Below are 26,011 nucleotides of genomic sequence, written 5' to 3' on the forward strand. Positions count from 1 at the left end.
GTACCTACACCGCCGAGCTGGCGCCCCTCCCCTTCTGCTTGGGCAGGGCGAGCTTGATCTCCTCCCGCAGTTGCTGGATCTTCGGGTACTCGGCGTACTGGGCGGTGAGCCGGTACATCTGGCGCAGCCGGTCCCAGGTACGGCGTGAGGAGTTCTGCCCCATGGACATCAGCGCGAGACGGGCGAACCGGTCCGCCTGTTCGGGGTCGTCCGCGATGAAGCAGGCGGACGCCATGGACAGGAAGTCGAAGATCTTGGACCGCTGCTGTGCGTCGACCCGCAGGGCCAGCGCCTTGTCCGCGTAGTGCTGGGCGTGCGCCGCGGCGCCCGGCTCGTGCTCCGCGAGGGTGCGGTAGGCCAGGGCCTGCATGCCGTACAGATCCGCCTCGTTGAACAGCTGCATCCAACTGGGCGGGGGCACATCCCCCTTGTCGGAGACGAACAGGTCCTCCGCCTGCCCGAGGGTGCGGCGCATCGCCTGCCCCTTGCCCATGGACGCCTGCGCCCAGGCCTCGACGGTGTGGAACATCGCCTGGGTACGCGGCAGCACCTCCTCCCCCGAGCCGGACGAGGCGAGCTTCATCAGGTCGAGGGCGTCGTCCGGCCGGCCCAGATGCACCATCTGGCGGGCCGCCCGGGAGAGCGCCTCCCCGGCCCGGGGCCGGTCGCCGCCCTCTCTCGCGGCATGGGCGGCGATGACGAAGTACTTCTGGGCCGTGGGCTCCAGGCCGACGTCGTGCGACATCCAGCCCGCGAGGACGGCGAGGTTGGCCGCGACGCCCCACAGGCGCCGTTGCAGATGGGGTGGGTGACGGTAGGCGAGCATGCCGCCCACCTCGTTGAGCTGGCCCACGACCGCCTTGCGCTGGAGCCCGCCACCGCGGGCCGCGTCCCAGGCACGGAACACTTCGACCGAGCGCTCCAGTTCCTCGATCTCCTGCGACCCGATGGGGGCGGCCTCGTAGCGGTCGAACCCGGCGGAGTCGGCGTGCAGGGGGTCGTCGAAGTGGGGAGCGTCGGCCGCCAGGGCCGGATCGGTGTGCAGCCAGTCGTACATGGCGCTGCTGAGTGCGGATCCCGCGGCGAGCACGGCACCCGCGCCCACCAAGCCGCGTCGGTTGAGCATGAGGTCCATTCCCGTGAATTCGGTGAGGACCGCGGCAGTCCGTTCGGGCGCCCACGGCACACCGTCGGGATGCTCCGCATTCCCGCCGCTCCGCCGTTTCCCCGCACGCCCGTGCCGGACCAGACCAAGGTCCTCCATGGTCACGACACGGCCGAGACGCTCGGTGAACAGAGCCGCCAGCACCCGCGGCACCGGATCGCGCGGGATCTCTCCCGTGTCGATCCACCGCCGCACCCGCGAGGTGTCGGTCGCAAGCTGAGGATGGCCCATGGCCGCCGCCTGCTTGTTGACCAGCCTCGCGAGCTCTCCCTTGGACCAGCCGGCCAGGCCGAACAGGTCCGCCAGGCGGGTGTTGGGTTGTCCGCTCACGTCAAGCCCCCAGGTACTCGGCTGAGTTGACAGTAGCCCGGGGCGAGTTGCCGGGCGACTATTCGCCAGGGTTCGCCAGGGTGCGCCAGATGGTGTGCCACGGGACATCGGGTGTCAGGTAGGAATGCGCCACCCCAACCCGGTCGCCTGCTTGATACGGCTGGTGCATTCCCCAGGGTGCACCCGGGCGGTCGGGGCGGGTGGTGCGACGACTTCGCAGGCACACGAAGGGATCTGTTTCGCCCATGTACACAGCATCGTCCTCCGTGTCCGCCCCGCCCCGGCCGCTGCGCCCGCGCCCCGCGGCTCCCGCCTCCTCGAGGCCGGGAGAGCCCCCCCTGCCGGGCGGCGGCGGCCCCTACCTCGCCCCCCCGCGCCCGACGGCCCCCGTGCTCGGCGCGGGCCGGTCGCGACGCCCCGCGGGGCTCGGCACCCCACCGCTCAGCGGCAGACTCGACCTGTCCGGCCCCCAGGGCGCCCAGCTGCGCACGGCGATCGCGTCGGTGCACCGGATCTGCCCGGAGTTCGCCCCGGTGCAGGTACTGAGGCGCAGCGGCCGGTCCGTGCTGCTGGTCGGCACCACCGGACGCAGTACGGCCGTCGCCAAGTGTTTAGTCGACCAGTCGCCGGCGTGGGCCGAGCGGATCCGCCACGAAATAGCGGCATACCGCTCGTTCGTCCGGCACCGCCCGCCCGTGCGCGCGCCCCGGTTGATCGCGGCGGACCCGGACAACTGCACCCTGGTCATCGAGCGGATGCCGGGACGGGCCGCGGCCCTCCAGCGGCACCCGGCGGAGGCACCGCCGCGCGCGGACATCCGGCAGGCGCTGAGCGCGATCTGCCGGCTGAACGCCTGGCGGCCCCCCGCCGGCACGTTCGACGCGCCGCTGGACTACGCGGCCCGCATCTCCCGCTACCACGAGCTCGGTCTGCTCACCGACCGGGACCTGGGCGACCTGCAGAAGCTGCTGCACGGCATCGCGCTCGCCGCGGGCCGGCAGGGCATGGGCCAGTTCTGTCACGGCGACGCCCTGCTGTCCAACGTCCTGCTCTCACCGGCGGGACCGGTGCTGGTGGACTGGGAGCACGCCGGCTGGTACCTGCCGGGGTACGACCTGGCCACCCTGTGGGCGGTGCTCGGCGACGCGCCGGGCGCGCGGCGGCACATCAGCCAGATCGCCCAGTCCGCGGGGCCGGCCTCGCGAGACGCGTTCCTGGTCAATCTGATGCTCGTACTGACACGCGAGATCCGTACGTACGAGACGGCCGTGCAGCGTTCGATGCACGACATGACCCCCGCGGCACCGGGAACGGCCCACCCGGCTGCTGCGCCGTCCGGCGAGGAACAGCGGCTGCTCCTGAGGCGGCTGCACGACGACTGCCAGCTGGCCCGCCGGGCCGTGCGCGCGGCGGTCGGCACTCGCTGAAGGGGGATGACGGTCCGCGGTGCGCCCGGGACAGCGGCGCACCGCGGACCTTCGTCGTGCCGGGGCCCGGACAGGCCCCATTGGTGTATTCCACTGACGCCGCGCAGGCCGGTCGGCCGCCGCCGCGAAACTCCCCCCACCCCGCGCTGACCGGGGAAATCGCCTTCCTGGACGCATGATTGACGGATCGTCGGAGAGCCGGTACCACTGTCACGCCCGGCCCCGCACGGCTCATCGCGCTCAACCGTCCCAGGAGGCTGCTTTGCGAGGATTCGCCACCGACCCCCGACGAGCGGCCGGGAAGCGACGGCCGCGCCGCGGCGCCGGCGCCGTTGCCGCCGCGGCGCTCCTGCTGCCGCTGCTCGGCGCGGCCCCGTCCGACGCCGGCCCCGACGACAGCGCGGACGGCCGGTTGCAGCAGGCGTTCGAGCGGGCCGCCGCCGCGTACGACGTGCCGCAGAGCGTGCTGCTCGGTGTCTCCTACCTCCAGTCCCGCTGGGACGCGCACGCCGGTGCGCCCAGCGTGTCCGGCGGCTACGGCCCGATGCACCTCACCGACGCCCGTACGGCGCTGGCCACCGCGCCGCATCACAGCGAGGGCTCGGAGGACCCGCGCGGGGACGACGCCCGCCCGGCACTGCTCCCCGACGCGAAGCTGCCGAAGGAAGCCGAACTCCCGGCCCGTCTGCGGACCCTGACGCGGGCCGCCGAGCTGACCGGTATCAGCGCCGAGGACCTGCGCACCGACCCGGCGGCCAACGTGGCGGGCGGCGCGGCGCTGCTGGCCGCCGCGCAGCGGGAGCTCGGCGAGCCGCTGAGCGACGACCCGGCCAACTGGTACGGGGCGGTGGCGCGCTTCTCGGGCGCCGACGACACGGCGACGGCGGCGAGGTACGCGGACGACGTGTACGACGTGCTCCGCGCCGGTCTGCAACGGCGCACGGACGCCGGGCAGCGGGTCGGCCTGGCCGCGCAGCCCGGACTCGCCCCCGACACCGCGCCGTTGCGCGGGGCGGGTCTGCGCACGGCGACCACCGAGGGCACCGAATGCCCCGCGACCGTCTCCTGCGAGTGGATCCCGGCACCGTACGAGGAGTTCGGCGAGGGCGACTACGGCAACCACGACCTGGGCGACCGTCCGGCCTCGCAGGACATCGACTACATCGTGGTGCACGACACGGAGGGCGCCTGGGAGGGTGTCCTCGACATGGTGCAGGACCCGACCTACGTGTCCTGGAACTACTCGCTGCGCTCCACGGACGGCCACATCGCGCAGCACGTCAAGGCGAAGGACGTGGCCTGGCACGCGGGCAACTGGTACGTGAACGCCAAGTCGGTCGGGCTGGAGCACGAGGGCTTTCTGACCTCGCCGGACGCCTGGTACACGGAGGCGATGTACCGTTCGTCGGCCCGGCTGGTGAAGTACCTCGCCAAGAAGTACGACATCCCGCTGGACCGGCAGCACATCCTCGGCCACGACACCGTGCCCGGCACCACCACGGCGACGATCCCCGGCATGCACACGGACCCCGGCCCCTACTGGGACTGGCGGCACTACTTCCACCTGCTCGGCCGCCCCTTCGGCCCCACCGCCCGCCCGGGCGGCGGCATGGTGACGATCCTGCCGGACTACGCCACGAACCGGCCGGTGTACACGGGCTGCGCCACGGCGGGCGAGCCGTGCGCGACGCACGGTTCGAGCGCGGTACGGCTGTACTCGGGGCCGGGCGAGACCTATCCGCTGATCAAGGACATCGGTCTGCGGCCGGGCGGCGGCGACTCGACGACCGGCGTCAACGACCTCGGCTCACGGGTCTCCACCGGACAGCAGTACGCGGTGGCCGGACGAGAGGGCGAGTGGACGGCGATCTGGTACCTCGGTCAGAAGGCGTGGTTCCGCAACCCGGTGAAGGCTCCGACGGCGGTGCCCGCCAAGGGCCTGGCCGTCACGCCGAGGAGCGGGCTGGACAGCGTGCCGGTGTACGGCCGTGCCTACCCGGAGGCGTCCGCGTACCCGGCGGGAGTGCCCGTCCAGGCGGTGTCCCCGTTGCCGTACAAGCTGCTCGCGGGGCAGCGGTACGTGGTCGGTGACAAGGTGCCCGGCGAGTACTACTACGCGGTCACCTTCGCCACCGACAGGCACCAGGTGGTCAGGGGCAAGGACATGTACTACGAGATCCAGTTCGGCCACCGGGTCGCGTTCGTCCGGGCGGCCGACGTGAAGCTGTCGTCGTAGCGCCTCAGCCCTGCTGGAAAAGCTCCGCCGGGAGCGGCTTCAGCAGGGCGTACAGGTCGTCGGTGATGGGGCGGTCCCAGGCGGCGATGGTGACGAGGACGTTGTCGCTGCGGTCGAACTGCACGCAGGAGATCCGGCTCTCGGAGAGCTTCAGCCGACGCACGATGAGGAGGTTGTCGCCCTGCATCACCGGCACGTCCTCGGTGCCGGCGACGGTGACCTCCTCGTCGTTCTCCAGGGCCAGCAGCAGCTGGGCCACCTCGAACGGGACCTGGCCCTCGACGACCTCGCGGGCCGGGGAGCCCTCGGGGAGGTTCCCGATGATCATCGCGGGGCCGCGGCCGCCGAAGAGGTCGTAGCGCAGGAAGACGCCCTGGCACGAGCCGTCGGGGGCGGGCAGCAGGCCGGCGCCCAGGTTGCCGGGCCAGTCGCCCGGGTCCATGGCCAGCACGTCGAAGTCGGGCCCGGCGGGGGTGGCGCTGCGGCGGCGGAGGAACGACATGCGGCCATGGTACGTGCCCGCAGGTCGTCGGCGCCGCCGTGTCCTGGAGGGCGCGAGGAACCGCGCGATCGGCCGCGGCGCGCCGTGGCACGGCCGCGGAGCGGCTACGCGGGCCGCTTGTGCCGTTCGTGGTGGCGGGCGACCCGGGCGCGGTTGCCGCAGGACGGCTCGCACCACTCCTGACGCGGGTGTTCCTTCAGGAAGTAGCGCACGCAGCGCGGCGCGTGGCAGGCGCGCAGCCGCTGCCGGTCGGGGCCGGCGAGGAAGGCGACCGCGGCCTGCGCGAGCAGCGCGGCCGGCTCGATCTCGCCGTGTGCGGGGTGGTGGCGCACGACGGGTCCGGCGTCGTCGGGCCAGAGCAGGACCGGGACGGTGGGGGTGCGGGCGGCGGCGGCGTTCAGCCGGGCCAGGGCCTCGGTGACGGGCAGCAGACGGGTCGCGTCGGCGGGGCTCGGTGCGGCGGGGCGCACGGCGCGGGCGAACAGGGCCCGGAGGGCGGAGCGCAGCTCGCGGACGGCGGTCAGGGTCGCGGCGTCGGCGGTGTAGGCGGCCGCGTCCGGGACGACGTCGGGGTGGGCGCGCACCCAGGCGGTGAGGCCGTCGGTGCCGGTCAGGTCGTCGGCGACGCCGCCGTGCCCGTCGTGCCGGATGGTCAGGGCGAGATCGAGCGCGAGCCGGGCGGCCCGGCTGGTCGGGTCCTGCATGGGCTAATGATAGGAGCCACGGTGGCCATTAGCGCGCGGTGCGGCTATTCCTCCGGCGGCGCGGGCGGCACCACGGCCACGGGGCTCGCGGCGTGCAGCAGCACGGCGTGGGTGACGGAGCCCATCATGCGGGCCGGAGCGAGCAGCCGGCGGCGGTGCCGGCCCACGACGACCAGGTCGGCGCCCTGCGCGTGCGCGACGAGCTGGGCGGCGGCGTCGCCCGGCGTCACCAGCGGCTGCGCCCGGACGCCGGGGTGGCGTCTGCGGTAGGGGGCGAGGAAGCCCTCGGCCAGGGTGCGTGTCTCGCTCTCGACGGCGTCCTGGTCGATCCCGGTCGGCAGCAGTTCGCCCGCCGCGCCGGCCCAGAGCTGGAGCGGCCAGGGGTAGGCGGCGACCACCTGGAGGCGGGCCGCGCGCCGGGCGGCCTCCTCGAAGGCGAAGGTGAGTGTGGCGTCGTCCGGGGCGTCGACGTTCAGCCCGACGACCACCCGGGGCCCTGGTTCCTGCGGCGGGGCGTCGGCGACGTCCCGGCCGGGCCGGGGCACCACGACGACCGGGCAGGCGGCGTCCCGGGCCGCGGCGAGGCCGTTGGAGCCGAGCAGCAGACTCGCGAAGCCGCCGCGGCCCCGCGAGCCGAGCACCAACAGCAGGGCGTCGGTGCCCAGTTCGGGCAGGACGGTGGACGGGGTGCCCTCGGGCCCCGCGTACTCCACGTCCGGCGCGCCGGCCACATGGGCGCGGGCCCGGGCGAGCACCGGGTCGTCCTCGGGTTCCGGCAGCCGGACGACCTCTGCGTCGGCGGGCATCCGGGCGGCGTACTGCCGCACGTGCACCACCCGCAGCGGGGCACCGCGTCCGCGCGCGGCGTCGAGGGCCCAGTCCAGGGCGCGCAGGCTGTCGTCCGAACCGTCGAACGCCGCGATGACCGGCAGGGTGCTCATGGGTTCCTCACCTCCGGAGTGGCGACCCGCCACTTCCCGGGGCCAGCCTCGCTCAGGCCCGGGCCCCGGGATGCCTCCGGGGATCGCGTGTCCGGAAAATCGGGCGGAACACCTCGCGCACCGGTCGGGTCGCCGGCTCAGCCTGGGGGCTCAGGTCAGGTCGAACTCGCCCTCCCGGGCGCCCGACACGAACGCGCCCCACTCGGCGGGGGTGAAGATCAGGGAGGGGCTCTCCGGGCGGCCGCTGTTGCGCATGGCGATGAAACCCTCGACAAACGCGATCTGGACATCCCCCCGGCCCCGGCTGCTGGACTGCCACTCGGCGTTGCTCAGGTCCAGTTCCGGCTTGTCCCAGCCCTTGAGCGGCTGCTGCTGGATGGTGGTCTCGGCCACGTCCTGCTCCTCCCGACTCGTCGTCCGCGGCCAGCCTAGCGATCGGCCCCGGGAGCCGACAGGCCACGTGAGGGGGACCTTTCAGGCGTCCGGTGGCTGCGCTCCCACCAGCCACATGGAGAAGAACTGGGAGCCGCCCCCGTAGGCGTGGCCGAGCACCTTGCGCGCGCCGTCGACCTGGTGGTCGCCCGCCAGCCCGCGCACCTGGAGGGCGGCCTCCGCGAACCGGATCATCCCGGAGGCGCCGATGGGGTTGGTGGACAGCACGCCGCCGGACATGTTGACCGGCAGGTCGCCGTCCAGTTCGGTCACGCCGGACTCGGTGAGCTTCCAGCCCTCGCCCTCGGCGGCGAAGCCGAGGTTCTCCAGCCACATGGGCTCGTACCAGGAGAACGGCACGTAGATCTCGGCGGCGTCGATGTCCCGGCGGGGATCGGCGATGCCGGCCTGCCGGTAGACGTCGGCGGCGCAGTCCTGCCCGGCACGGGGGGAGACGAAGTCCTTCCCGGCGAAGAGGGTGGGCTCGCTGCGCATCGCGCCGCCGAGCATCCAGGCGGGCGGCCGGGGCGCGCGGGCGGCTCCCGCACGGTCGGTGAGGATCATGGCGCAGGCGCCGTCCGAGGACGGGCAGGTCTCGGAGTAGCGGATCGGGTCCCAGAGCATCGGCGAGGCCTGGACCTTCTCCAGGGTGATGTCCCGCTCGTGGAGGTGGGCGTAGGGATTCCTCAGGGCGTTGCGCCGGTCCTTGTACGCCACGAGCGAGCCGATCGTGTCGGGCGCGCCGCTGCGCCGCATGTACGCGCGCACGTGCGGGGCGAAGAAGCCGCCCGCCCCGGCGAGCAGCGGCTGCTGGAACGGGATCGGCAGGGACAGTCCCCACATGGCGTTGGACTCGGACTGCTTTTCGAAGGCCAGGGTGAGGACGGTGGTGTGGACGCGGGCGGCCACGAGCTGGGCCGCGACGAGGGCGGTGGAGCCGCCGACCGACCCGGCGGTGTGCACGCGCAGCATCGGCTTGCCGACGGCGCCCAGCGCGTCCGCCAGGTACAGCTCCGGCATCATGACGCCCTCGAAGAAGTCGGGCGCCTTGCCGATGACCACGGCGTCGACGTCGGCCCAGGTCAGCTCGGCGTCGTCGAGGGCCGCACGGGCCGCCTCCCGGACCAGTCCGGCGAGGGAGACGTCCCGGCGCGCCGCCACGTGCTTGGTCTGGCCGACGCCTGTGACGGCCACGGGCTCCTTGCTCATCGGGGATCCCCTTCGAGGACGGCGACCAGGTTCTGCTGGAGGCAGGGGCCGGACGTGGCGTGTGCGAGGGCCCGCCGGGAGTCGCCCCGGCGGATGCGGGCGGCCGCCTCGCCGACGCGGATCAGGCCGGCGGCCATGATCGGGTGGGCGGCGAGGGCGCCGCCGGACGGGTTGACGGCCACGTCGTCGCCGAGCCGCAGCGCCTTGCGCAGGACGATCTCCTGCGAGGTGAAGGGCGCGTGCAGCTCGGCGGTGTCGACGGGCTGTTCGAAGGCGCCGGCACGCTCGGCGGCCAGGCGGGTGGAGGGCGAGTCGGTGAGGTCGCGGACGCCGAGGCCGTGTGCCTCGATGCGGTGGTCGATGCCGCGGATCCAGGCGGGGCGCGCGCACAGCTCGCGGGCGCGCCGACCCGCGGCGAGGATCACGGCGGCGGCGCCGTCGCCGACGGGCGGGCAATCACCGGTGCGCAGCGGCCGTACGACGTGGTCGCCGTGCGGCACCGGGCCGCGCAGCTGGGCGTGGGGGTTGTCCGCGGCCGCGGCGCGGTTGCGGGCGGCCACGGCCGCGAGGGCGGGCTCGTCGGTCTCGCCGGCGTCGATGAGCGCCTGGGCCTGGAGGGCGGCGAGGGCGACGGAGTCGGGCCAGAGCGGGGCGAGGTAGTACGGGTCGAGCTGGCGGGTGAGGACGTCGCGCACCGCTCCGGGCGAGGACTTGCCGTACGCGTAGACGAGGGCGGTGTCCGTCTCGCCGGTGAGCAGTTTGGTCCAGGCCTCGTACAGCGCCCAGGCGCCGTCCATCTCGACGTGCGACTCGGAGATCGGCGGCCAGGCGCCCACGCCGTCCAGGGCGAGCGTGAAGGAGAAGGCGCGGCCGGCGAGGTAGTCGCTGGAGCCGGAGCAGGTGAAGCCGATGTCCGCGGCCTTCAGGCCGGTGCGGTCCAGCACCTCGTGCAGGACCGGCATGACCATCTCGACCTCGGAGAACTCGTCGCTGGTGCGCCGGTGGACGGTCTGCGCGAACGCGACCACGGCGATCTCTCGGGTCACAACAGCTCCTTGTAGGCGTCGTAGTCCGCGTCCGGCTCGCCGGTCGGCCGGTAGTGGTCGGGGTAGCGGGCGTCCTCGGTCCACACGGGTTCGACCCGCAGGCCCATCCGGACCTGGTCGTAGGGGATGCCGCCGATGCGCGCGTGCAGGGCGAGGTCGGCGCCGTCGAGGGCGATGTGGGCGTAGACGTAGGGGACTTCGATGTCCAGGTTCTTGGCCTTGATGTTGACGACGCAGAACGTGGTGACCGTGCCGCGGGGGCCGACCTCGACCTGTTCGGCGGTGGCGACGCCGCAGGTGGGGCAGGCGCCGCGGGGCGGCACGTACACCTTGCGGCAGGACGGGCAGCGTTCGCCGACGGTCCGCCGGTCGGAGAGCGCCCTGATGTAGGCGGACTGGGCCCGCCCCGGGCTGTAGCTGTAGTCCAGCCGGGCGTGGGCCACGATGCCGGTGACCGGGTCCTGGAACTCGCCGGTGCGGCCGCCCGGCCGCTCGGCCTCGCCGTCGTACGGCTCGAAGCAGGCGATGTCGGTGATGGCGCCGGTGCGTTCCCCGGCCCAGCGGACGCGGACCCGCATGCCGGTGCGGACGGCGTCGGGGCCGGGCGCGTCGAGGGCGTGCAGCAGGGCCGTGTCGGCGCCGTCCAGTCGGACCAGGGCCCAGGCGAAGGCGGTGTCGAGGGGCTGGCCGCGGCGAGGGGCCGGGTTCCAGGCCCAGGTGGTGACCGTGCCGGTGGGGGCCACTTCGACGAGCTCGCGCAGCTCCTCGGCCGTGACGGGGTCGTACTCGACGGGTGGGACGAGGGTGCGCCCGTCCTCGGTGCGCACGCCGAGGACGACGCGTTCACGCAGGCCGGTCAGGAAGGCGCTCTGGACGGGGCCGAGGGAGCGGGTGAACGGGAACTCGACGACCAGGGGGGCTTTGAGGACTTCGGGCATGCCGGGCTCCTTCGACGTCAGGCGCGCTTGTAGTGGGGCGGGCGTTTCTCGGCGAACGCGCGGGCGCCCTCCTTGGCGTCGGCGGTGTCGAAGACGGGCCAGCCGCGCCGGAGTTCGGCGGCCAGGCCGTCGGTCTCCGTCATGTCGGCGCTCTCGTACACCGACGCCTTGACGGCCTCGACGGCCAGCGGACCGCAGGCGTTGATCTGTTCGGCGATCTCCAGGGCCTTGGCGAGCGCGGTGCCGTCGGGGACGACGTGGCCGACGAGGCCGATGCCGGCGGCCTCGCGGGCGCCGTAGGGCCGCCCCGTGAGCAGCATCTCCAGGGCGTGGGTGCGGGGGATCTGGCGGGGCAGCCGGACCGTGGAGCCGCCGATCGGGAAGAGCCCGCGCCGGACCTCGAAGAGGCCGAAGGTCGCGGACTCGCCCGCCACCCGGATGTCGGTGCCCTGGAGGATCTCGGTGCCGCCCGCGACGCAGGGGCCCTCGACGGCGGCGATCACCGGCTTGCGGGGCCGGTGGTGGCGCAGCATGGCCTTCCAATGCAGATCGGGGTCGGCCTTGAGCCGGTCCCGGTACTGCTCGCCCGCCATGGCCTTGCCCGCCAGGGCCTTGAGGTCCATCCCCGCGCAGAAGGCGCCGCCCGCCCCGGTCAGCACGATCGAGCGGACCGCGTCGTCCTCGTCGGCCTCGGCCCAGCCGTCGTGGAGGCCGACGAGCATCGGCAGCGACAGCGCGTTCCTGGCCTCGGGCCGGTTGAGCGTGAGCACCAGTGTGGCGCCTTCGCGCTGCACGGTGAGGTGTTCGGTGCCACCCATGATCGTCCTCCCCGTCGTCCCGTCCTGCCGGCCTCGGGCTCGTACGCCGGAACGAGAACAGGTTGCAGCAGGCGCGTCGGGGCTTCAAGAGTTTTCTGACAGTCAGTCAGATTTCTGTCGCGCGGACCCTTCACACTTGTGCCGCCCTTTGCTCTGATGACCGGCAACCGAGGGGCAGCGAGGTCAGGAGGAGCGGTGGAGTACAACCTTGCCGACCTGTTCGAGTCGGTCGTGGACGTGGTGCCGGACCGCGAGGCGCTGGTGTACCTCGACCACCCCGGCACGGGCGCGGAGCGCCGGCTGACGTACGCCGAGCTCGACGCGGCCGCCAACCGGATCGGTCACCACCTGCTGGAGAGCGGCGTCCGCCCCGGCGAGCACCTCGGACTGCATCTCTACAACGGCGTGGAGTACCTCCAGACCGTGCTCGGCTGCCTCAAGGCGCGGATCGTGCCGGTGAACGTCAACTACCGCTACGTCGAGGAGGAACTGGTCTATCTCTACCGGGACGCCGATCTGGTGGCCCTGGTCTTCGACGCGGAGTTCACGGACCGGGTGGCGGCGGCACTGCCCAGGGCGCCGAAGGTGCGCCATCTGCTGCGGGTGGGAGGCGGGGGTCCGCTCGGGGTGCCCTTCACGCGGGCCGAGAACGGCGGTTCGCCGGAGCGCGGGTTCCCGGCGCGCTCCGGGGACGACCAGTTCATCATCTACACCGGCGGCACGACGGGGATGCCGAAGGGGGTGATGTGGCGTCAGGAGGATCTGTTCTTCTCGGGCCTCGGCGGCGGGGCGCCGACGGGCGAGCCGGTCAAGGCGCCGCAGGAGCTGGCCGAGCGGGTCGCGGCGGGCGGCTCGGGGATCACGTTCTTCCCGACTCCCCCGCTGATGCACGGCACGTCCACGCTGACGGCGTTCATCGGCTTCGGCTTCGGCCAGCGGGTGGTGCTGCACCGCAAGTTCGTGCCCGAGGAGGTGCTGCGGACCATCGAGAGGGAGAGGGTCACCAGTGTCTCCCTGGTCGGCGACGCCATGCTGCGCCCGCTGATCGACGCCCTCTCCGGCCCCCTCAAGGGCACCGACTGCTCCGCCCTGTTCAGCGTGTCGTCGTCCGGCGCGATCATGTCGGAGACGGTCCGGCAGCAGTTCCTGGCGCTGGTGCCGCACGTGATGCTGCTGAACAACTTCGGCTCCTCCGAGTCCGGCTTCAACGGCACGGCGACGGACGACTCCGGGCCCGAACGGGGCTTTCGCATCCGGGTCAACTCCCGTACCCGGGTGGTCGATCCGGCAACGCGCGAGGGGGTGGCCGCGGGCGAGGTGGGCAGGGTCGCCCAGTGCGGCCACGTGCCGCTCGGCTACTACAACGACCCGGCCAAGACCGCGGAGACCTTCTTCGAGAAGGACGGGGAGCGGTGGGTGCTGCTCGGCGACATGGCCACCGTCGACGAGGAGGGCGTGGTCACGGTCCTCGGCCGGGGGTCGCAGTGCATCAACACGGGCGGCGAGAAGGTGTACCCGGAGGAGGTGGAACAGGCCCTCAAGTCCCATCCCGACGTCTACGACGCCCTGGTGGCCGGCGTGCCGGACCCGAAGTGGGGCAGCCATGTCGCGGCGGTCGTCCAACTGCGCGAGGGGGCACCCGAGCCCACCCTGGCCGACATCCGGACCCACTGCCGCGACCGCCTCGCCGGATACAAGATCCCCCGCCAGCTGATCGTCACGGACAGCATCCGCCGCTCCCCCAGCGGCAAGGCGGACTACCGCTGGGCACGCGAGGTGGCGGCGGCGGCCGACAGGCCCTAGAGGTCGGTGGCGAAGAAGCGGGCGGTGCGGTGGGTGAACCACTGCGGGTCGTCGACCCACGGGTAGTGCCCCGCGCCCGGCTGGACGGCCACCTCGGCGTGCGGGAAGACCTCGGCCGTGCGGTGGGCGAGGCCGGGCCGGGGGCCGCCGTCGAGTTCACCGGCGTACACGAGGACCGGAGCGGTCAGCGCGGCCAGCGCCGCACGGGTCGCGGGCGGGTCGAAGGCGCCCTCGGAGCCGTACCGCTGCGCGGCCTCCTCGTTGCTCTCGTCCTCGTCGCGCGCGGCGTGCGCGGCGACCGCCTCGTCCCAGCGCCCGTAGAAGAACGGGATGAACCTCGGGTCGAAGTCCCCGCCGTGCCGCAGCCACTTCTCGAAGGCCGGGAAGGCCTCGGCGAACCACGGCTCGTCCGCGCGCAGCCGCGCGGCGGCCAGCCGGTCCTCGGTCGTCGCCGGCATGTCCAGCGCCCACGGGGTGGCCGTTATCAGCGCGAGCCGCGCCACCCGCCCGGGATGGCGGGCGGCGTACAGCATGGCGAGGCTGCCGCCCGCCGAGTGGCCGAGCAGGTCGATCCGCTCCAGGCCCAGATGGACCCGCAGCGCCTCCACGTCGCCGACCAGGTGGTCGCAGCGATACGTCGCCGGGTCGGCCGGTTTCTGCGAGGCGCCGGTGCCCCGCAGGTCGAGCATGATCAGCCGGCGGTGGGCGGAGAGACCGCCGAGGTCACCGAGGTAGCCGGAGTGCCGCATGGGGCCGCCGGGCAGAACGACCACGGGATCGCCGACGCCGCACGAATGGTAGGCGAGGCGGGTCCCGTCGGGGGCGAGGAAGGAGGGCATGGCGGTCATCCTCGGCGCCCGGAGGCAGCCCGCGCAACAGACTTCCGGCCGCCGCAGAAAGTGCGGGCCGGGGCCTTGCCTTCGGCCCTCAAGGACTGGATAACTGATCCACAACACCTCGACCGAATGATCGGTCGCCCGAATTGCTGCGGTTGGTAAGGAGAGGTCCCATGGCGGACAGGACGGACCTGCTGGACGCGGGGGAACGGCTGGCCCCGCAGGAGCTGCGAGCGGTGCAGCTGGACCGGCTGCGGGGGCAACTGCGGCACGCCTACGACAACGTGCCCTTCCACCGCGAGTCCTTCGACAAGGCGGGGGTCCACCCGGACGACTGCCGCTCCCTTGCCGACCTGGCCCGCTTCCCCTTCACCACCAAGGCCGACCTGCGCGAGCACTACCCGTACGGGATGTTCGCCGTGCCCCGGGAGCGCATCAGCCGACTGCACGCGTCGAGCGGCACCACGGGCCGCCCGACGGTCGTCGGATACACCGACGGCGACCTGGCGACCTGGGCCGACATGGTGGCGCGCTCGATGCGCGCGGCCGGCGTCCGCCCCGGCGACACGGTCCACGTGGCCTACGGGTACGGCCTGTTCACCGGCGGCCTCGGCGCGCACTACGGCGCCGAGCGGCTCGGCTGCACGGTGATCCCCGCCTCCGGCGGCATGACCGCGCGCCAGGTCCAGCTGATCCAGGACCTGAAGCCCCGCGTCATCATGGTGACGCCCTCCTACATGCTCACGCTGCTCGACGAGTTCGAGCGCCAGGGCGTCGACCCGAGGAGCACCTCGCTGCGGGTGGGCATCTTCGGGGCCGAGCCCTGGACCGAGGGGATGCGGCGGGAGATCGAGGAACGCTTCGGGATCGACGCGGTGGACATATACGGGCTGTCCGAGGTGATCGGCCCGGGGGTCGCCCAGGAGTGCGTGGAGACCAAGGACGGTCTGCATGTGCACGAGGACCACTTCTACCCGGAGATCGTCGACCCCGTCACCGGCGAGGTGCTGCCCGACGGCGAGCGGGGCGAGCTGGTCTTCACCTCCCTCACCAAGGAGGCTATGCCCGTGATCCGCTACCGCACCCGGGACCTGACCCGGCTGCTCCCGGGCACGGCCCGCACCTTCCGCCGGATGGAGAAGATCACCGGCCGCAGCGACGACATGGTGATCCTGCGCGGCGTGAACCTCTTCCCCACCCAGATCGAGGAGATCGTGCTGCGCACCCCGGGGGTGGCACCGCACTTCCAGCTGCGCCTCACCCGCGAGGGCCGGCTCGACGCCCTGACCGTCCGCGCGGAGGCCCGCCCGGACGCCGCGCCCGGCGCGCGCGACGACGCGGCGCGGGCGATCGCGGCGGCCGTGAAGGACGGCATCGGCGTGTCCGTGACGGTCGAGATCGTGGAACCGGAGTCCCTGGAGCGGTCCGTCGGGAAGATCAGGCGGATCGTGGATCTGCGTCCGCGCTGACCCGGTCGCCGCCGAACCGGTCCCGCAGCTCCCGCTTGAGGATCTTGCCGCTGGCGTTGCGGGGCAGGGCGTCCACGAGGACCACCCGCTTCGGGGCCTTGAAGGCGGGCAGCTTCTCCCGCGCGTGGGCGATCAGTTCCTCCTGCGTCACCTCGCCGCGCGGCACGACCACGGCGGTGATCGCCTCGATCCACTTCTCGTCGGGCAGTCCGACGACCGCGACCTCGGCGACGGCCTCATGGGTGTAGAGGGCGTCCTCGACCTGCCGTGAGGCGACCAGGACACCCCCGGAGTTGATGACGTCCTTCACCCGGTCGACGATCGTGAAGTAGCCGTCCGCGTCCCGGACCGCGAGGTCGCCGGAGTGGAACCAGCCGTCCCGGAAGGCCTCGGCGGTCTCCTCCGGCTTGTCCCAGTAGCCCTCGCACAACTGCGGGGAGCGGTAGACGATCTCGCCGGGGGTGCCGTCGGGGGCGTCCTGGCCGTCCTCGCCGACGACCCGGGCGTCCACGAAGAGCACCGTACGGCCGCAGGAGTCCAGCCGCCCCTTGTGCTCGCCGGGCCCGAGGACCGTGGCCAGGGGGCCGATCTCGCTCTGGCCGAAGCAGTTGTAGAACGCCAGCCCCGGCAACCGCTCGCGCAGCCGCTCCAGGACGGGGACCGGCATGATCGACGCCCCGTAGTACGCCTTGCGCAGCCCGCTCAGGTCGCGGGTGGCGAAGTCGGCGCGGTTCGCCAGGCCGATCCACACGGTGGGCGGCGCGAACAGGCTGTCGACGTGGCCGGCCTCGATCAGGTCGAAGAGCCGGTCGCCGTCCGGCGCGTCCAGGATGACGTTCGTCGCGCCGACCGCGAGGTAGGGCAGCAGGAAGACGTGCAGCTGCGCCGAGTGGTAGAGCGGCAGCGCGTGCGCCGGCCGGTCGCCCGCGCCGAGGTCGAGGGCGGTGATCGCGCTGAGGTACTCGTGCACCAGCGCGCGGTGCGTCATCATCGCGCCCTTGGGCAGGGCCGTGGTGCCCGAGGTGTAGAGGAGCTGCGTCAGGTCCTCGGCGCGCGGCTCCGGGCCGTCGTAGGGCGTCGTGGACGGCAGCCGGGCGAGCAGGGAGTCGTCGGCGTCCCGCAGCGGCAGCCTCCGTACGCCCTGAGGGAGGCGGTCCGCGAGGCCGGGGTCGGTGAGCACCAGCCCGCTGCCCGACTGCTCCAGAAGGTAGGCCAGGTCGTCGCCGGTCAGGTTCTGGTTGACCGGCACGTGCACGAGGCCCGCGCGGGCGCAGGCGAGGAAGCCGACGAGGTAGGCGTCGGAGTTGTGGCCGTAGGCGGCGACCCGGTCGCCGGGAGCGAGTCCTTCGCCGAGCAGGACGCCCGCCGCCCGGGAGACGGCGTCGTCGAGTTCCTCGTACGTCCAGCGGCGGTCGCGGTACTCGACCGCGACGCGCGCCGGGGTGCGGCGGGCGCTGCGCCGCAGCACCCCGTCAACCGTGCTGCCGTGTCCGGGCGTCATGACTGATGATCCTCGGCCCGCGTCCGGAAGAGGTCAAGAGACGGGGCCGCGCGCGACATACCCGTTGGTACGCTCAACCGCTCCTTCCCTCAATGACGTTGGGAGGCACCATGCGCATCCGCCTGAGACGCTTCACCCTCACGGCCGTCGCCCTGCTCACCGCCGCCACCGCGCTGCCCGCGGCGGCCGCCCCGGCGCAGGGCCGTCCGGAACGACATCCCTCGCACGGCGGCCTGTCGGCCGTCGTCCGCTACACCGAGTACGGCATTCCGCACATCCTCGCGCGCAGTTACGCGGACCTCGGCTTCGGCACCGGCTGGGCGCAGGCCACCGACCAGGTGTGCACGCTGGCCGACGGGTTCGTGACCGTGCGCGGCGAACGGTCGCGCTACTTCGGCGCCGACGCGCCGTCCGACCCGGCGCTCTCCTCGGCGTCCCGCAACCTCGCCGGGGACCTGTACTTCCGCGGGGTGCGCGAGGCGGGCACGGTGGAGCGCCTGCTCGCCACGCCGGAGCCGGCCGGGCCGAGCCGGGCCGCGAAGGACCTGATGCGGGGGTTCGCGGCCGGCTACAACGCCTGGCTGCGGCAGAACCGCATCACCGACCCGGCCTGCCGGAACGCGCCCTGGGTGAAGCCGGTCACCACCCTGGACGTCGCCACCCGCGGCTACGCGCTCGCGGTGCTCGGCGGCCAGGGCCGGGGCGTCGACGGCATCACGGCCGCCCAGCCGCCGACGGCCACCGCCGCCGGGCCGGCGCCGGACGCCGACCGCACCGCGCGGGCCGCGCGCGAGCTGTTCGCCGCCGAGAGCGCGGACATGGGCTCGAACGCGGTCGCCTTCGGCGGCGCCACCACGGCGAACGGCCGCGGGCTGCTGCTCGGCAATCCGCACTACCCGTGGCAGGGCGGCCGCCGCTTCTGGCAGTCGCAGCAGACGATCCCCGGCCGCCTCGACGTCTCGGGCGGATCACTGCTCGGCACGGCCACGATCTCCATAGGTCACAACGCCAGGGTGGCGTGGAGCCACACCGTGGCCACCGGGACGACCCTCAATCTGCACCAGCTGACGCTGGATGCGGCCGACCCGACGGTCTACGTCGTCGACGGCCGTCCCGAGCGCATGACGAAGCGTCAGGTGACGGTGGCCGTCAAGGACGGGCCGCCGGTGACGCGGACCCAGTGGTGGACCCGGTACGGCCCGGTGGTCACCTCGCTCGGCGCGTCGGTGCCGCTGCCGTGGACGAGCACGACGGCGTACGCGCTGAACGACCCCAACGCGGTGAACCTGCGCGCCTCCGACACCGCCCTCGGCTTCAGCCGGGCGCGCGGCACCGACGACGTCCTCGCCACCCTGCGGCGCACCCAGGGCCTGCCGTGGGTGAACACGATCGCCGCCGACTCCTCCGGCCACTCCCTCTTCACGCAGTCCCAGGTCCTGCCGCGTGTCACGGACGATTTGGCGGCACGCTGCTCCACCCCGCTCGGCCAGGTCACCTACCCCTCGTCGGGGCTCGCGGTGCTGGACGGCGCGCGCGGCGACTGCGCGCTCGGCCGGGACGCCGACGCCGTGCAGCCGGGGATCTTCGGCCCGGCGAGGATGCCGGTCCTCAAGGACGCGCCGTACGCGGAGAACTCCAACGACAGCGCCTGGCTGGCCAACGCCGAGCGGCCGCTCACGGGCTACGAGCGGGTCTTCGGGAACATCGGCACCGCCCGCAGCCTGCGCACCCGCGGCGCGCTTCAGGACGTGGCGGCGATGGCCGGACGCGGCCGGCTGACCGTACGGGACCTCCAGGCGCAGCAGTTCGCCAACCGGGTGCCCGCCGGTGACCTCGCCGCCGCCGACGCGGCCAGGGCGTGCGCCGCGCTGCCGGGCGGCACGGCGACCGGCAGCGACGGCAAGGCCGTCGACGTGTCCGAGGCGTGCCGGGTGCTGGCCGGCTGGGACCGCACGACGGACACCTCCAGCCGGGGCGCACTGCTCTTCGACCGTCTCTGGCGGAAGCTGACGGCGACGGTACCGGCGGCCCGGCTGTGGAAGGTGCCGTTCTCGGCCGCCGACCCGGTCGGCACCCCGAACACCCTGGACACCACGGTCCCCGGCTTCGCGACCGCCCTCGCGGACAGCGTGGCCGAACTGCGCGCGGCGGGCGTCGGACTCGGCTCCCGGCTCGGTGAGCACCAGGTGGTGGTGCGCGACGGGCAGCGGATCGCGGTGCCCGGCGGCACCGAGTCGCTCGGCGTGTGGAACAAGGTCGAGCCGGTGTGGAACCCGGCCGGCGGCGGCTACGCGGAGGTCTCGACGGGCTCCAGCTACATCCAGGCCGTCGGCTGGGACGGGAGCGGCTGCCCGGTGGCCCGGACCCTGCTGTCGTACTCCCAGTCCTCGAATCCGCGCTCGGCCCATCTCGCCGACCAGACACGGCTGTTCTCCGGTGAGAGGTGGGTGACGTCCCGGTTCTGCGAGAAGGACATCCGGTCCTCGCCCGCCCTGCGGGTCGTCGTGGTGCGCGAGCGCCGCTGACGGGGGCGGTGGGGTGCCGGCCGGGTCCGGGCGGCACCCGCGGTCAGCGTGCCCGGGACGCCGCGGTCCCGTACAGGAGCCGTCGCAGCACCGCTTCGGCGGGGCCGCGGCGGCCCGTGCGTTCCAGGGCGTACGCGCCGGCCACGGTGAGCAGCCAGACGCCGGTCGCGAACAGCGCCATGCCGGCGCTGCCGAGGTGGGCGCCGAGACCGAGTCCCCAGGCGGCCAGCACCGGGGCGAAGAGCAGCGAGTGGGCGAGGTAGCAGGACAGCGAGCGCTTCCCCACGGCCGACACCGCGGCCACCGCCTTGACGCCGCGCCGGGGTTCCCGGGGGGTCCACCAGTGGGCGAAGAGCGCGACGGCGGCGACGTAGCCGAGTCCGGCGGCGTTGCCGGTGGCGTCCCGCAGAAGGGTCAGCGCGCCCGACTCGCTCTGCGCGTCGGCCGGTACGTCCAGGGCGCCGACGTGGGCGAGCGCCGCGGGCAGGGCGCCGAGCCAGCCGGTCGCGCTGGCGACGACGGCGGTCCACCGCAGCAGCCTCCGGTGCCGGCCGGGTTCCTCCAGGACACGGCGCCGCGCGGCCAGGAAGCCGAGCAGGAAGAGCCCGAACCCTCCGCCGACGAGGGACAGCGGCGCGGCCACGAAGGTGACGAACAGGCCGGTCTCCAGCCGGGTGCCCGCCGCGGCGAGCCAGTTCCCCTCGCCCGCCGCGTACGCCGTGAAGCCGGGCTCCGCCCCGGCGTCGCCGAGCGTGCCCAACTCGCCCCGCAGCAGTGCCGACACGACGGGCTCGGCGGTGGTGAAGAGCAGCAGGCAGGCCGCGACGCCGGTCCACCACTTCAGGGCGCGCTCGCCGCGCCGCGGGAAGGCGAGGCCGAGGACGAGGCCGAGCACGCCGTAGAAGCCGACGATGTCGCCCGCCATCAGCAGGGTGGAGTGGGCCAGGCCGATGACGATCAGCCACAGGCTGCGCCGGCGCAGGATCCGCGCGGCGTCGCGCTCCGCCGTGCCGGCGGCGGTCTGCCGCAGGTGGAGCTGCGTCATCCCGTAGCCGAAGAGGAACGCGACGAGCGGGTGGACCCGCAGATCGAGCACGGTGATCATGGTGAACTGCACCGCGTGGTCGAGCACCGAGCCGTCCGCCGGCTGCCATCCGGAGGGGCCGCGCCGGGCCGCACAGAGGTGGAAGGCGGTGTTGGACGGGACGATGCCCAGCAGCATGAGTCCGCGGGCCAGGTCGGGGGCGAGCGCTCGTTCTCCCGGCCGCACGCCCCCGCGTCGCAGGCGGCCCTCCGTGGTCGTCGTCATGCGTCCACGCCAGGAAGGCGGGGCGGGGGCGGGGATCGGCCGAAGGTCGGGCGCGGTCGAACGGAAGGATGACGGCCGCGCCGACCGCCGGGCCGGGCGGGACCGGCCGCGGCGGCCAAAGGCGTCACACGGTCCGGGTCCGCCCCTCCCAGAACGGCTCCCGCAACCGCCGCTTGTACAGCTTGCCGTTGGGGTCACGGGGCATCTCGGCGATGAAGTCGACGCTCCTCGGGCGCTTGTACCCGGCGAGCCGGGCGGCGCAGTGGTCGAGGAGGGCGGCGGCGAGGTCAGGGCCGGGTGCGTGGCCGGGGGCCGGTTCGACGACCGCCTTCACCTCCTCGCCCCAGTCGTCGTGCGGGATGCCGAAGGCGGCGGCGTCGGCGACGGCGGGGTGGGCGAGCAGGACGGACTCGATCTCCGCCGGGTAGATGTTGACGCCGCCGGAGATGATCAGGTCGATCTTGCGGTCCCGCAGGAACAGATAGCCGTCCTCGTCGAGGCAGCCGAGGTCGCCGACCGTGAAGAAGTCGCCGATGCGGTTCCTGCGGGTCTTGTCCTCGTCCTTGTGGTAGGCGAAGCCGCCGGTGCTCATCTTCATGTAGACGGTGCCGAGTTCACCGGGCGGCAGCCGGTTGCCGTCGTCGTCGAAGACGGCGAGTTCGCTGATGGGCCAGGCCTTGCCGACGGTGCCGGGCTTCTTCAGCCAGTCCTCGGCGGTGGCGAAGGCGCCGCCGCCCTCGCTGGCCGCGTAGTACTCCTCGACCGAGTGTCCCCACCAGTCGATCATGGCTCGTTTGACGTGGTCCGGGCAGGGGGCGGCGCCGTGGATGGCGTGCCGCATGGAGGAGACGTCGTACGACCGCCGGACGTCCTGCGGGAGTGCCAGCAGCCGGTGGAACTGGGTGGGAACCATGTGGGTGTGCGTGCAGCGGTGGGCGTCGATCAGGCGGAGCATCTCCTCGGGGGTCCACTTGTCCATGACGACCAGGCGGTGCCCGATGTGCAGCGAGGCGCCGGCGAACTGGAGCACGGCCGTGTGGTAGAGCGGCGAGCAGACCAGATGGACGTTGTCGTCGTACGGCGTGATGCCGAAGATGCCGAGGAAGCCACCGAGGTAGGACTCCTCGGGCGGCTTGCCGGGCAGCGGACGCCGGATGCCGCGGGGGCGGCCGGTGGTGCCCGAGGTGTAGTTCATGACCCAGCCGAGGGTGCGGCCTTCGGGGGGTGACTCCGGTTGCCCGTCGAGGAGTTCGGCGTACGGCCGGAAGCCCTCGTGGGCGCCGACGGCGTAGCGCCTGTCGGCCGGCAGGTTCGCCTCGTCGGCGGCCTGGCGGGCGGTCTCGGCGAACCGTTCGTGGGCGAGCAGCACCTTGGCGCCGGAGTCGGCGACGATCCAGGCGATCTCGGGGCCGACGAGGTGGTGGTTGACGGGGACCAGGTAGAACCCGGCCTGGGTGGCGGCCAGATAGGCGGTGAGGAACTCGGGCCCGTTGGGCAGCACGGCCGCGAAGGCGTCGCCGGGTCCCAGGCCGGCCGCGCGCAGGCCGTGCACCAGGCGGTTGGCGGCGGCGTGCAGGCGTCCCGCGGTCCACTCCTCGCCGTCGGGCGCCACGAGGACGACACGCCCGGGGTCGGCGGTGGCCTGGGCCCAGAAACCGGTGGGGGGATTCATGAGGGGCCGCTCCTTCCGGCGATGCGGTTGATGCGGTCGACGGCCCGCTCGAAGCCGCGGGTCAAGTCGTCGAAGACGGCCTGGACACCGCGCTCGCTGGTCATCCGGCCCACGATCTGGCCGACGGGCGTGCCGAGCAGGGGGTCGACCTCGTACCTCTGGATGCGGGAGACGGCCTCGGCGACGAGGAGTCCCTGCAGGGGCATGGGCAGGGTGCCAGGACCCGCGGGGTCGTCCCAGGCGTCGGTCCACTCGGTGCGCAACTGGCGGGCCGGTTTGCCGGTCAGGGCGCGGGAGCGGACGGTGTCGCCGGAACCGGCCGCGAGGAGTTTGCGCGTCAGGGCCCGGGAGTGGAGATCGGCCTCGGTCGTGGTCAGCCAGATGGAGCCGGTCCACACCCCTTGCGCGCCGAGCGCCAGCGCGGCGGCCACCTGCTCCCCGCTGCCGATGCCGCCGGCCGCGAGCACCGGCAGCGGGTCGACGGCCTCGACGACCTCGGGGGTGAGCACCATGGAGGCGATCTCGCCGGTGTGGCCGCCGGCCTCGTACCCCTGGGCCACGACGACGTCGATCCCGGCGTCCTTGTGCTTGCGGGCGTGCCGGGCGCTGCCCGCGAGGGCGGCGACCAGTACGCCTTGGTCGTGGGCACGGCGCACGACGTCGGCCGGCGGTGGGCCGAGGGCGTTGGCGAGCAGCCGGATCGGGCGGTCGAAGGCGACGTCGAGCTGGGTGCGCGCGACCTGCTCCATCCAGCCGGTGATGCGCCACCCGGGCACCTCGCCGTCGGGAAGTTCGGGCACGCCGTACTTGGCGAGGGTCTCCTGGACGAACCGCCGGTGCCCCTGCGGGATCATCGCCTCCACGTCGGCCTCGGCGACGCCCTCGACCTTCGTCGCGGGCATCACGACGTCCAGCCCGTAGGGCCGTCCCCCGGCGTGCGCCTCGATCCAGTCGAGGTCGCGTTCGAGGTCGCCGGGGGCGGTGTAGCGGACCGCGCCGAGCACGCCGAAGCCGCCGGCCCGGCTGATGGCCGCGGCGACGGCGGGGAAGGGCGTGAAGCCGAAAAGGGCGTGCTCGACTCCCAGTTGTCTGCTCAGCTCCGTCTGCATGGGCGCAGGATGCCGCAGTCCTCCGGACGACGGAAGAGCTTTTCTGACATGGCGTCAGTTCCTTGCCGGTCCACCCACGGACCGCACCACGGAGCGCACGCCCCATTGACACGCACCCGCCCCTGACAGGAAAGTTTCACCCCGCACGGTGGTCCTCGAAAGATACTTTCAGCCGGGTACGGGAGGGTCCTCGATGGGCGAAGAGATGGCCGACGGATTCAGCCGACGTCAACTGGGTGTGCGGGCACTCGCCTTGGGCGGGGCACTCGCCCTGACGCCCTTCCCGGCGGGCCCCGCGGCGGCCGCCGCACCCGCCGGAGCCGCGCGGCCGACACTGCGGCACGGCTCGCCCGAGCGCGCCGGGCTGCTCGGCTCGCACTTGCGCCGGCTCGTCACCGACGCCGAGACCTTCCTCGGGCCCTCCCCCAAGCACCCGTGGTACGCGGGGGCCGTGCTGCTCGCCGGGCGGGGCGGGACCGTGGCGTTGCACGAGCCGATCGGGACGGCGGTGCGCTACGCGGCGTACGACGAGAAGACCGACACCGGGGTCGAGTTCCCGGCCGCGGAGCAGATCCCGATGACCGAGGACACCGTCTTCGACCTGGCCTCGGTGTCCAAGCTGTTCACCTCGATCCTCGCCGTGCAGCAGATCGAACGCGGCGCGCTGGAGCTGGAGGCGACGGTCGCCTCGTACCTGCCGGAGTTCGCGGGCGCGGGCAAGCAGGACGTGACCGTGCGGCAACTGCTCACCCACACCTCGGGGTTCCGTGCGTGGATCCCGCTGTACGCGGCGCCGACGTACGAGGAGAAGCTGCGGCTCATCTGGAACGAGGCGCCGCTCAACGCGCCCGGGACCAAGTACCTGTACTCGGACCTCAATCTGATCTCGCTCCAGCTGGTGCTGGAGCGGATCACGGGGCACCGGCTGGACGCGCTGCTCCGCAAGGAGATCACCGCTCCGCTCGGGATGCACCGTACCCGCTTCAATCCGCCGGCCTCCTGGAAGCCCCGGATCGCGGCGACCGAGGACGCCCGCAAGCCGTGGTCGGGGCTGGACCGGGGGCTGGTGTGGGGCGAGGTGCACGACGAGAACGCCTACAGCCTCGGCGGGGTCGCCGGGCACGCCGGGGTCTTCTCCTGCGCCTGGGACCTCGCGGTGCTCGGCCGGACCCTGCTCAACGGGGGTGTCTACGGGCGGGCGCGCATCCTGCGCCCGGAGTCCGTGGAGCTGATGTTCACCGACTTCAACACCGCCTTCCCCGGCGACGAGCACGGCCTCGGCTTCGAGCTCTACCAGCACTGGTACATGGGCGCGATGGCGACGCCGCGCACCGCCGGGCACACCGGATTCACCGGCACCTGCCTGGTCCTGGACCCGACGACCGACTCGTTCCTGGTGGTGCTCGGCAACTCGGTCCACCCGGTGCGCAGTTGGCGCTCAGGCTCCGCGCCCCGGGTCGCCGCCGCCACCCATCTGGCGCGGGCCGTGCCGGTCCGCCCGGCACGCGGCCGCACCGCCTGGTTCGCGGGGACGGCGAACGCCACGACCGCCACGCTCACACTGCCCGCGCTCGACACGTCCGCGGGCGGGGCCCGGCTGCGCGGCGCCCTGTGGTGGGACACCGAGCCGGCGGCCGACGGACTGGTGCTGGAGTCCTCCACGGACGGCGGCACGGTCTGGCAGCCGGTCCCGTTCACCACCGAGCGGCGCGGCGAGGAAGCCGAGGAGCACCCCTCCGGGCGGGTCACCGGCTGGTCGGGCCGCGTCTGGCACCGGCTCACGGCGCCCCTCCCGGCCGCCGGGCAGCTCACCCTGCGCTGGCGGTACACCACCGACCAGCTGTACGTCGGCCGCGGTGCCTACGTCGACGGTCTGCGCGTCGAGGCGCCCGGCACCGTCCTCTTCGACGAGACCCGGCCGAGGGACGCGGCACGGATCACGCCGACGGGGTGGACGGCTTCGGCCGACTGAGCAGGCGCGAGGGCGCGCGGGGGCGCCCCGCGCGGCGGCGTGGTGCCCGTCCCGCAGCCGTACGGGC

Annotated in this window: 20 protein-coding genes; 6 read left to right on the top strand and 14 right to left on the bottom strand. The window is 73.4% G+C overall.

All coding sequences use genetic code 11. The features are described from left to right. Positions 1-4: 4 nt before the first annotated feature. Positions 5-1,495 (bottom strand): hypothetical protein, encoded by a 1,491-nt coding sequence (locus ACIP2X_RS12385; RefSeq protein ID WP_401671046.1) that lies wholly within the window; start codon positions 1,493-1,495, stop codon positions 5-7. A 245-nt stretch (positions 1,496-1,740) separates the two neighbouring features. Between ACIP2X_RS12385 and ACIP2X_RS12390 the strand changes: the two genes are divergently transcribed. Beyond that, entirely contained in the window at positions 1,741-2,922 is a 1,182-nt protein-coding gene (locus ACIP2X_RS12390; RefSeq protein WP_401671048.1) for an aminoglycoside phosphotransferase family protein, read from the top strand. 262 nt (positions 2,923-3,184) lie between these two features. Continuing rightward, positions 3,185-5,158, top strand: a complete 1,974-nt coding sequence (locus ACIP2X_RS12395) for an N-acetylmuramoyl-L-alanine amidase (RefSeq protein ID WP_401671050.1) — start codon at positions 3,185-3,187, stop codon at positions 5,156-5,158. A 4-nt stretch (positions 5,159-5,162) separates the two neighbouring features. Here ACIP2X_RS12395 and ACIP2X_RS12400 read toward each other — a convergent pair whose 3' ends face one another. From ACIP2X_RS12400 to ACIP2X_RS12435, 8 genes are all read right to left on the bottom strand, one after another. Further along, positions 5,163-5,660 carry a hypothetical protein gene (locus tag ACIP2X_RS12400; RefSeq protein WP_401671053.1) on the bottom strand — a complete coding sequence of 166 codons (498 nt, stop codon included), beginning with the start codon at positions 5,658-5,660 and terminating at the stop codon, positions 5,163-5,165. A 104-nt stretch (positions 5,661-5,764) separates the two neighbouring features. Next, a complete protein-coding gene (locus ACIP2X_RS12405; RefSeq protein WP_401671056.1) occupies positions 5,765-6,364 on the bottom strand; it encodes an ABATE domain-containing protein in 600 nt (199 codons plus the stop codon). A gap of 44 nt (positions 6,365-6,408) precedes the next feature. Further along, positions 6,409-7,305 (bottom strand): universal stress protein, encoded by an 897-nt coding sequence (locus tag ACIP2X_RS12410; RefSeq protein ID WP_401671058.1) that lies wholly within the window; start codon positions 7,303-7,305, stop codon positions 6,409-6,411. Positions 7,306-7,455: 150 nt separating this feature from the next. After that, positions 7,456-7,698 (bottom strand): DUF397 domain-containing protein, encoded by a 243-nt coding sequence (locus tag ACIP2X_RS12415; RefSeq protein WP_401671060.1) that lies wholly within the window; start codon positions 7,696-7,698, stop codon positions 7,456-7,458. An 81-nt stretch (positions 7,699-7,779) separates the two neighbouring features. After that, entirely contained in the window at positions 7,780-8,946 is a 1,167-nt protein-coding gene (locus ACIP2X_RS12420) for a thiolase domain-containing protein (RefSeq protein WP_401671063.1), read from the bottom strand. Next, positions 8,943-9,992, bottom strand: a complete 1,050-nt coding sequence (locus ACIP2X_RS12425; RefSeq protein ID WP_401671066.1) for a thiolase domain-containing protein — start codon at positions 9,990-9,992, stop codon at positions 8,943-8,945. Before ACIP2X_RS12425 ends, ACIP2X_RS12420 begins: the two co-directional genes overlap by 4 nt. Beyond that, positions 9,989-10,930: a Zn-ribbon domain-containing OB-fold protein gene (locus tag ACIP2X_RS12430; RefSeq protein ID WP_401671068.1), complete on the bottom strand. Its 942-nt coding sequence runs from the start codon at positions 10,928-10,930 to the stop codon at positions 9,989-9,991. Before ACIP2X_RS12430 ends, ACIP2X_RS12425 begins: the two co-directional genes overlap by 4 nt. A gap of 17 nt (positions 10,931-10,947) precedes the next feature. Next, positions 10,948-11,748, bottom strand: coding sequence for a crotonase/enoyl-CoA hydratase family protein (locus ACIP2X_RS12435; RefSeq protein WP_401671071.1), 801 nt, complete (start codon positions 11,746-11,748; stop codon positions 10,948-10,950). 195 nt (positions 11,749-11,943) lie between these two features. Here ACIP2X_RS12435 and ACIP2X_RS12440 point away from each other — a divergent pair, with 195 nt between their 5' ends. Next, a complete protein-coding gene (locus tag ACIP2X_RS12440; protein WP_401671073.1) occupies positions 11,944-13,551 on the top strand; it encodes an acyl-CoA synthetase in 1,608 nt (535 codons plus the stop codon). Here ACIP2X_RS12440 and ACIP2X_RS12445 read toward each other — a convergent pair. After that, on the bottom strand, positions 13,548-14,390 hold the full coding sequence (locus tag ACIP2X_RS12445) for an alpha/beta fold hydrolase (RefSeq protein ID WP_401671076.1): 843 nt from the start codon (positions 14,388-14,390) through the stop codon (positions 13,548-13,550). The two genes, ACIP2X_RS12440 and ACIP2X_RS12445, sit on opposite strands and share 4 nt — an antisense overlap. 170 nt (positions 14,391-14,560) lie before the next feature. Between ACIP2X_RS12445 and paaK the strand changes: the two genes are divergently transcribed. Continuing rightward, on the top strand, positions 14,561-15,856 hold the full coding sequence (gene paaK, locus ACIP2X_RS12450) for a phenylacetate--CoA ligase PaaK (RefSeq protein ID WP_401671079.1): 1,296 nt from the start codon (positions 14,561-14,563) through the stop codon (positions 15,854-15,856). Here paaK and ACIP2X_RS12455 read toward each other — a convergent pair. After that, positions 15,825-17,357 carry an acyl-CoA synthetase gene (locus tag ACIP2X_RS12455; RefSeq protein WP_401671081.1) on the bottom strand — a complete coding sequence of 511 codons (1,533 nt, stop codon included), beginning with the start codon at positions 17,355-17,357 and terminating at the stop codon, positions 15,825-15,827. The two genes, paaK and ACIP2X_RS12455, sit on opposite strands and share 32 nt — an antisense overlap. A 110-nt stretch (positions 17,358-17,467) precedes the next feature. Here ACIP2X_RS12455 and ACIP2X_RS12460 point away from each other — a divergent pair, with 110 nt between their 5' ends. Continuing rightward, positions 17,468-19,882: a penicillin acylase family protein gene (locus ACIP2X_RS12460; protein ID WP_401671084.1), complete on the top strand. Its 2,415-nt coding sequence runs from the start codon at positions 17,468-17,470 to the stop codon at positions 19,880-19,882. Positions 19,883-19,925: 43 nt separating this feature from the next. On the opposite strand, the gene ACIP2X_RS12465 is transcribed toward ACIP2X_RS12460, so the two are convergent. The 3 genes from ACIP2X_RS12465 to ACIP2X_RS12475 all read right to left on the bottom strand — a co-directional run bounded on the left by ACIP2X_RS12465 (position 19,926) and on the right by ACIP2X_RS12475 (position 23,972). Beyond that, a complete protein-coding gene (locus tag ACIP2X_RS12465; RefSeq protein WP_401671087.1) occupies positions 19,926-21,191 on the bottom strand; it encodes a DUF418 domain-containing protein in 1,266 nt (421 codons plus the stop codon). Between the two features lie 124 nt (positions 21,192-21,315). After that, entirely contained in the window at positions 21,316-22,863 is a 1,548-nt protein-coding gene (locus ACIP2X_RS12470) for an acyl-CoA synthetase (protein WP_401671089.1), read from the bottom strand. Beyond that, a complete protein-coding gene (locus ACIP2X_RS12475; protein WP_401671090.1) occupies positions 22,860-23,972 on the bottom strand; it encodes a nitronate monooxygenase in 1,113 nt (370 codons plus the stop codon). Before ACIP2X_RS12475 ends, ACIP2X_RS12470 begins: the two co-directional genes overlap by 4 nt. Before the next feature lie 193 nt (positions 23,973-24,165). Here ACIP2X_RS12475 and ACIP2X_RS12480 point away from each other — a divergent pair, with 193 nt between their 5' ends. Then, on the top strand, positions 24,166-25,944 hold the full coding sequence (locus ACIP2X_RS12480) for a serine hydrolase (protein ID WP_401671093.1): 1,779 nt from the start codon (positions 24,166-24,168) through the stop codon (positions 25,942-25,944). Positions 25,945-26,011: the final 67 nt, after the last annotated feature.

The organism is Streptomyces sp. NPDC089424 (genome assembly GCF_044749345.1).
Classification (GTDB): Bacteria; Actinomycetota; Actinomycetes; order Streptomycetales; family Streptomycetaceae; genus Streptomyces.

Excerpts from the sequence above, each read along its gene's own strand:
- ACIP2X_RS12390 (WP_401671048.1), top strand. The coding sequence starts at position 1,741 with ATGTACACAGCATCGTCCTCCGTGTCCGCCCCGCCCCGGCCGCTGCGC.
- ACIP2X_RS12460 (WP_401671084.1), top strand. The coding sequence starts at position 17,468 with ATGCGCATCCGCCTGAGACGCTTCACCCTCACGGCCGTCGCCCTGCTC.
- ACIP2X_RS12410 (WP_401671058.1), bottom strand. The coding sequence starts at position 7,305 with ATGAGCACCCTGCCGGTCATCGCGGCGTTCGACGGTTCGGACGACAGC.
- ACIP2X_RS12455 (WP_401671081.1), bottom strand. The coding sequence starts at position 17,357 with ATGACGCCCGGACACGGCAGCACGGTTGACGGGGTGCTGCGGCGCAGC.
- ACIP2X_RS12435 (WP_401671071.1), bottom strand. The coding sequence starts at position 11,748 with ATGGGTGGCACCGAACACCTCACCGTGCAGCGCGAAGGCGCCACACTG.
- paaK (WP_401671079.1), top strand. The coding sequence starts at position 14,561 with ATGGCGGACAGGACGGACCTGCTGGACGCGGGGGAACGGCTGGCCCCG.
- ACIP2X_RS12480 (WP_401671093.1), top strand. The coding sequence starts at position 24,166 with ATGGGCGAAGAGATGGCCGACGGATTCAGCCGACGTCAACTGGGTGTG.
- ACIP2X_RS12430 (WP_401671068.1), bottom strand. The coding sequence starts at position 10,930 with ATGCCCGAAGTCCTCAAAGCCCCCCTGGTCGTCGAGTTCCCGTTCACC.
- ACIP2X_RS12465 (WP_401671087.1), bottom strand. The coding sequence starts at position 21,191 with ATGACGACGACCACGGAGGGCCGCCTGCGACGCGGGGGCGTGCGGCCG.
- ACIP2X_RS12400 (WP_401671053.1), bottom strand. The coding sequence starts at position 5,660 with ATGTCGTTCCTCCGCCGCCGCAGCGCCACCCCCGCCGGGCCCGACTTC.
- ACIP2X_RS12405 (WP_401671056.1), bottom strand. The coding sequence starts at position 6,364 with ATGCAGGACCCGACCAGCCGGGCCGCCCGGCTCGCGCTCGATCTCGCC.
- ACIP2X_RS12445 (WP_401671076.1), bottom strand. The coding sequence starts at position 14,390 with ATGCCCTCCTTCCTCGCCCCCGACGGGACCCGCCTCGCCTACCATTCG.
- ACIP2X_RS12475 (WP_401671090.1), bottom strand. The coding sequence starts at position 23,972 with ATGCAGACGGAGCTGAGCAGACAACTGGGAGTCGAGCACGCCCTTTTC.
- ACIP2X_RS12470 (WP_401671089.1), bottom strand. The coding sequence starts at position 22,863 with ATGAATCCCCCCACCGGTTTCTGGGCCCAGGCCACCGCCGACCCCGGG.
- ACIP2X_RS12420 (WP_401671063.1), bottom strand. The coding sequence starts at position 8,946 with ATGAGCAAGGAGCCCGTGGCCGTCACAGGCGTCGGCCAGACCAAGCAC.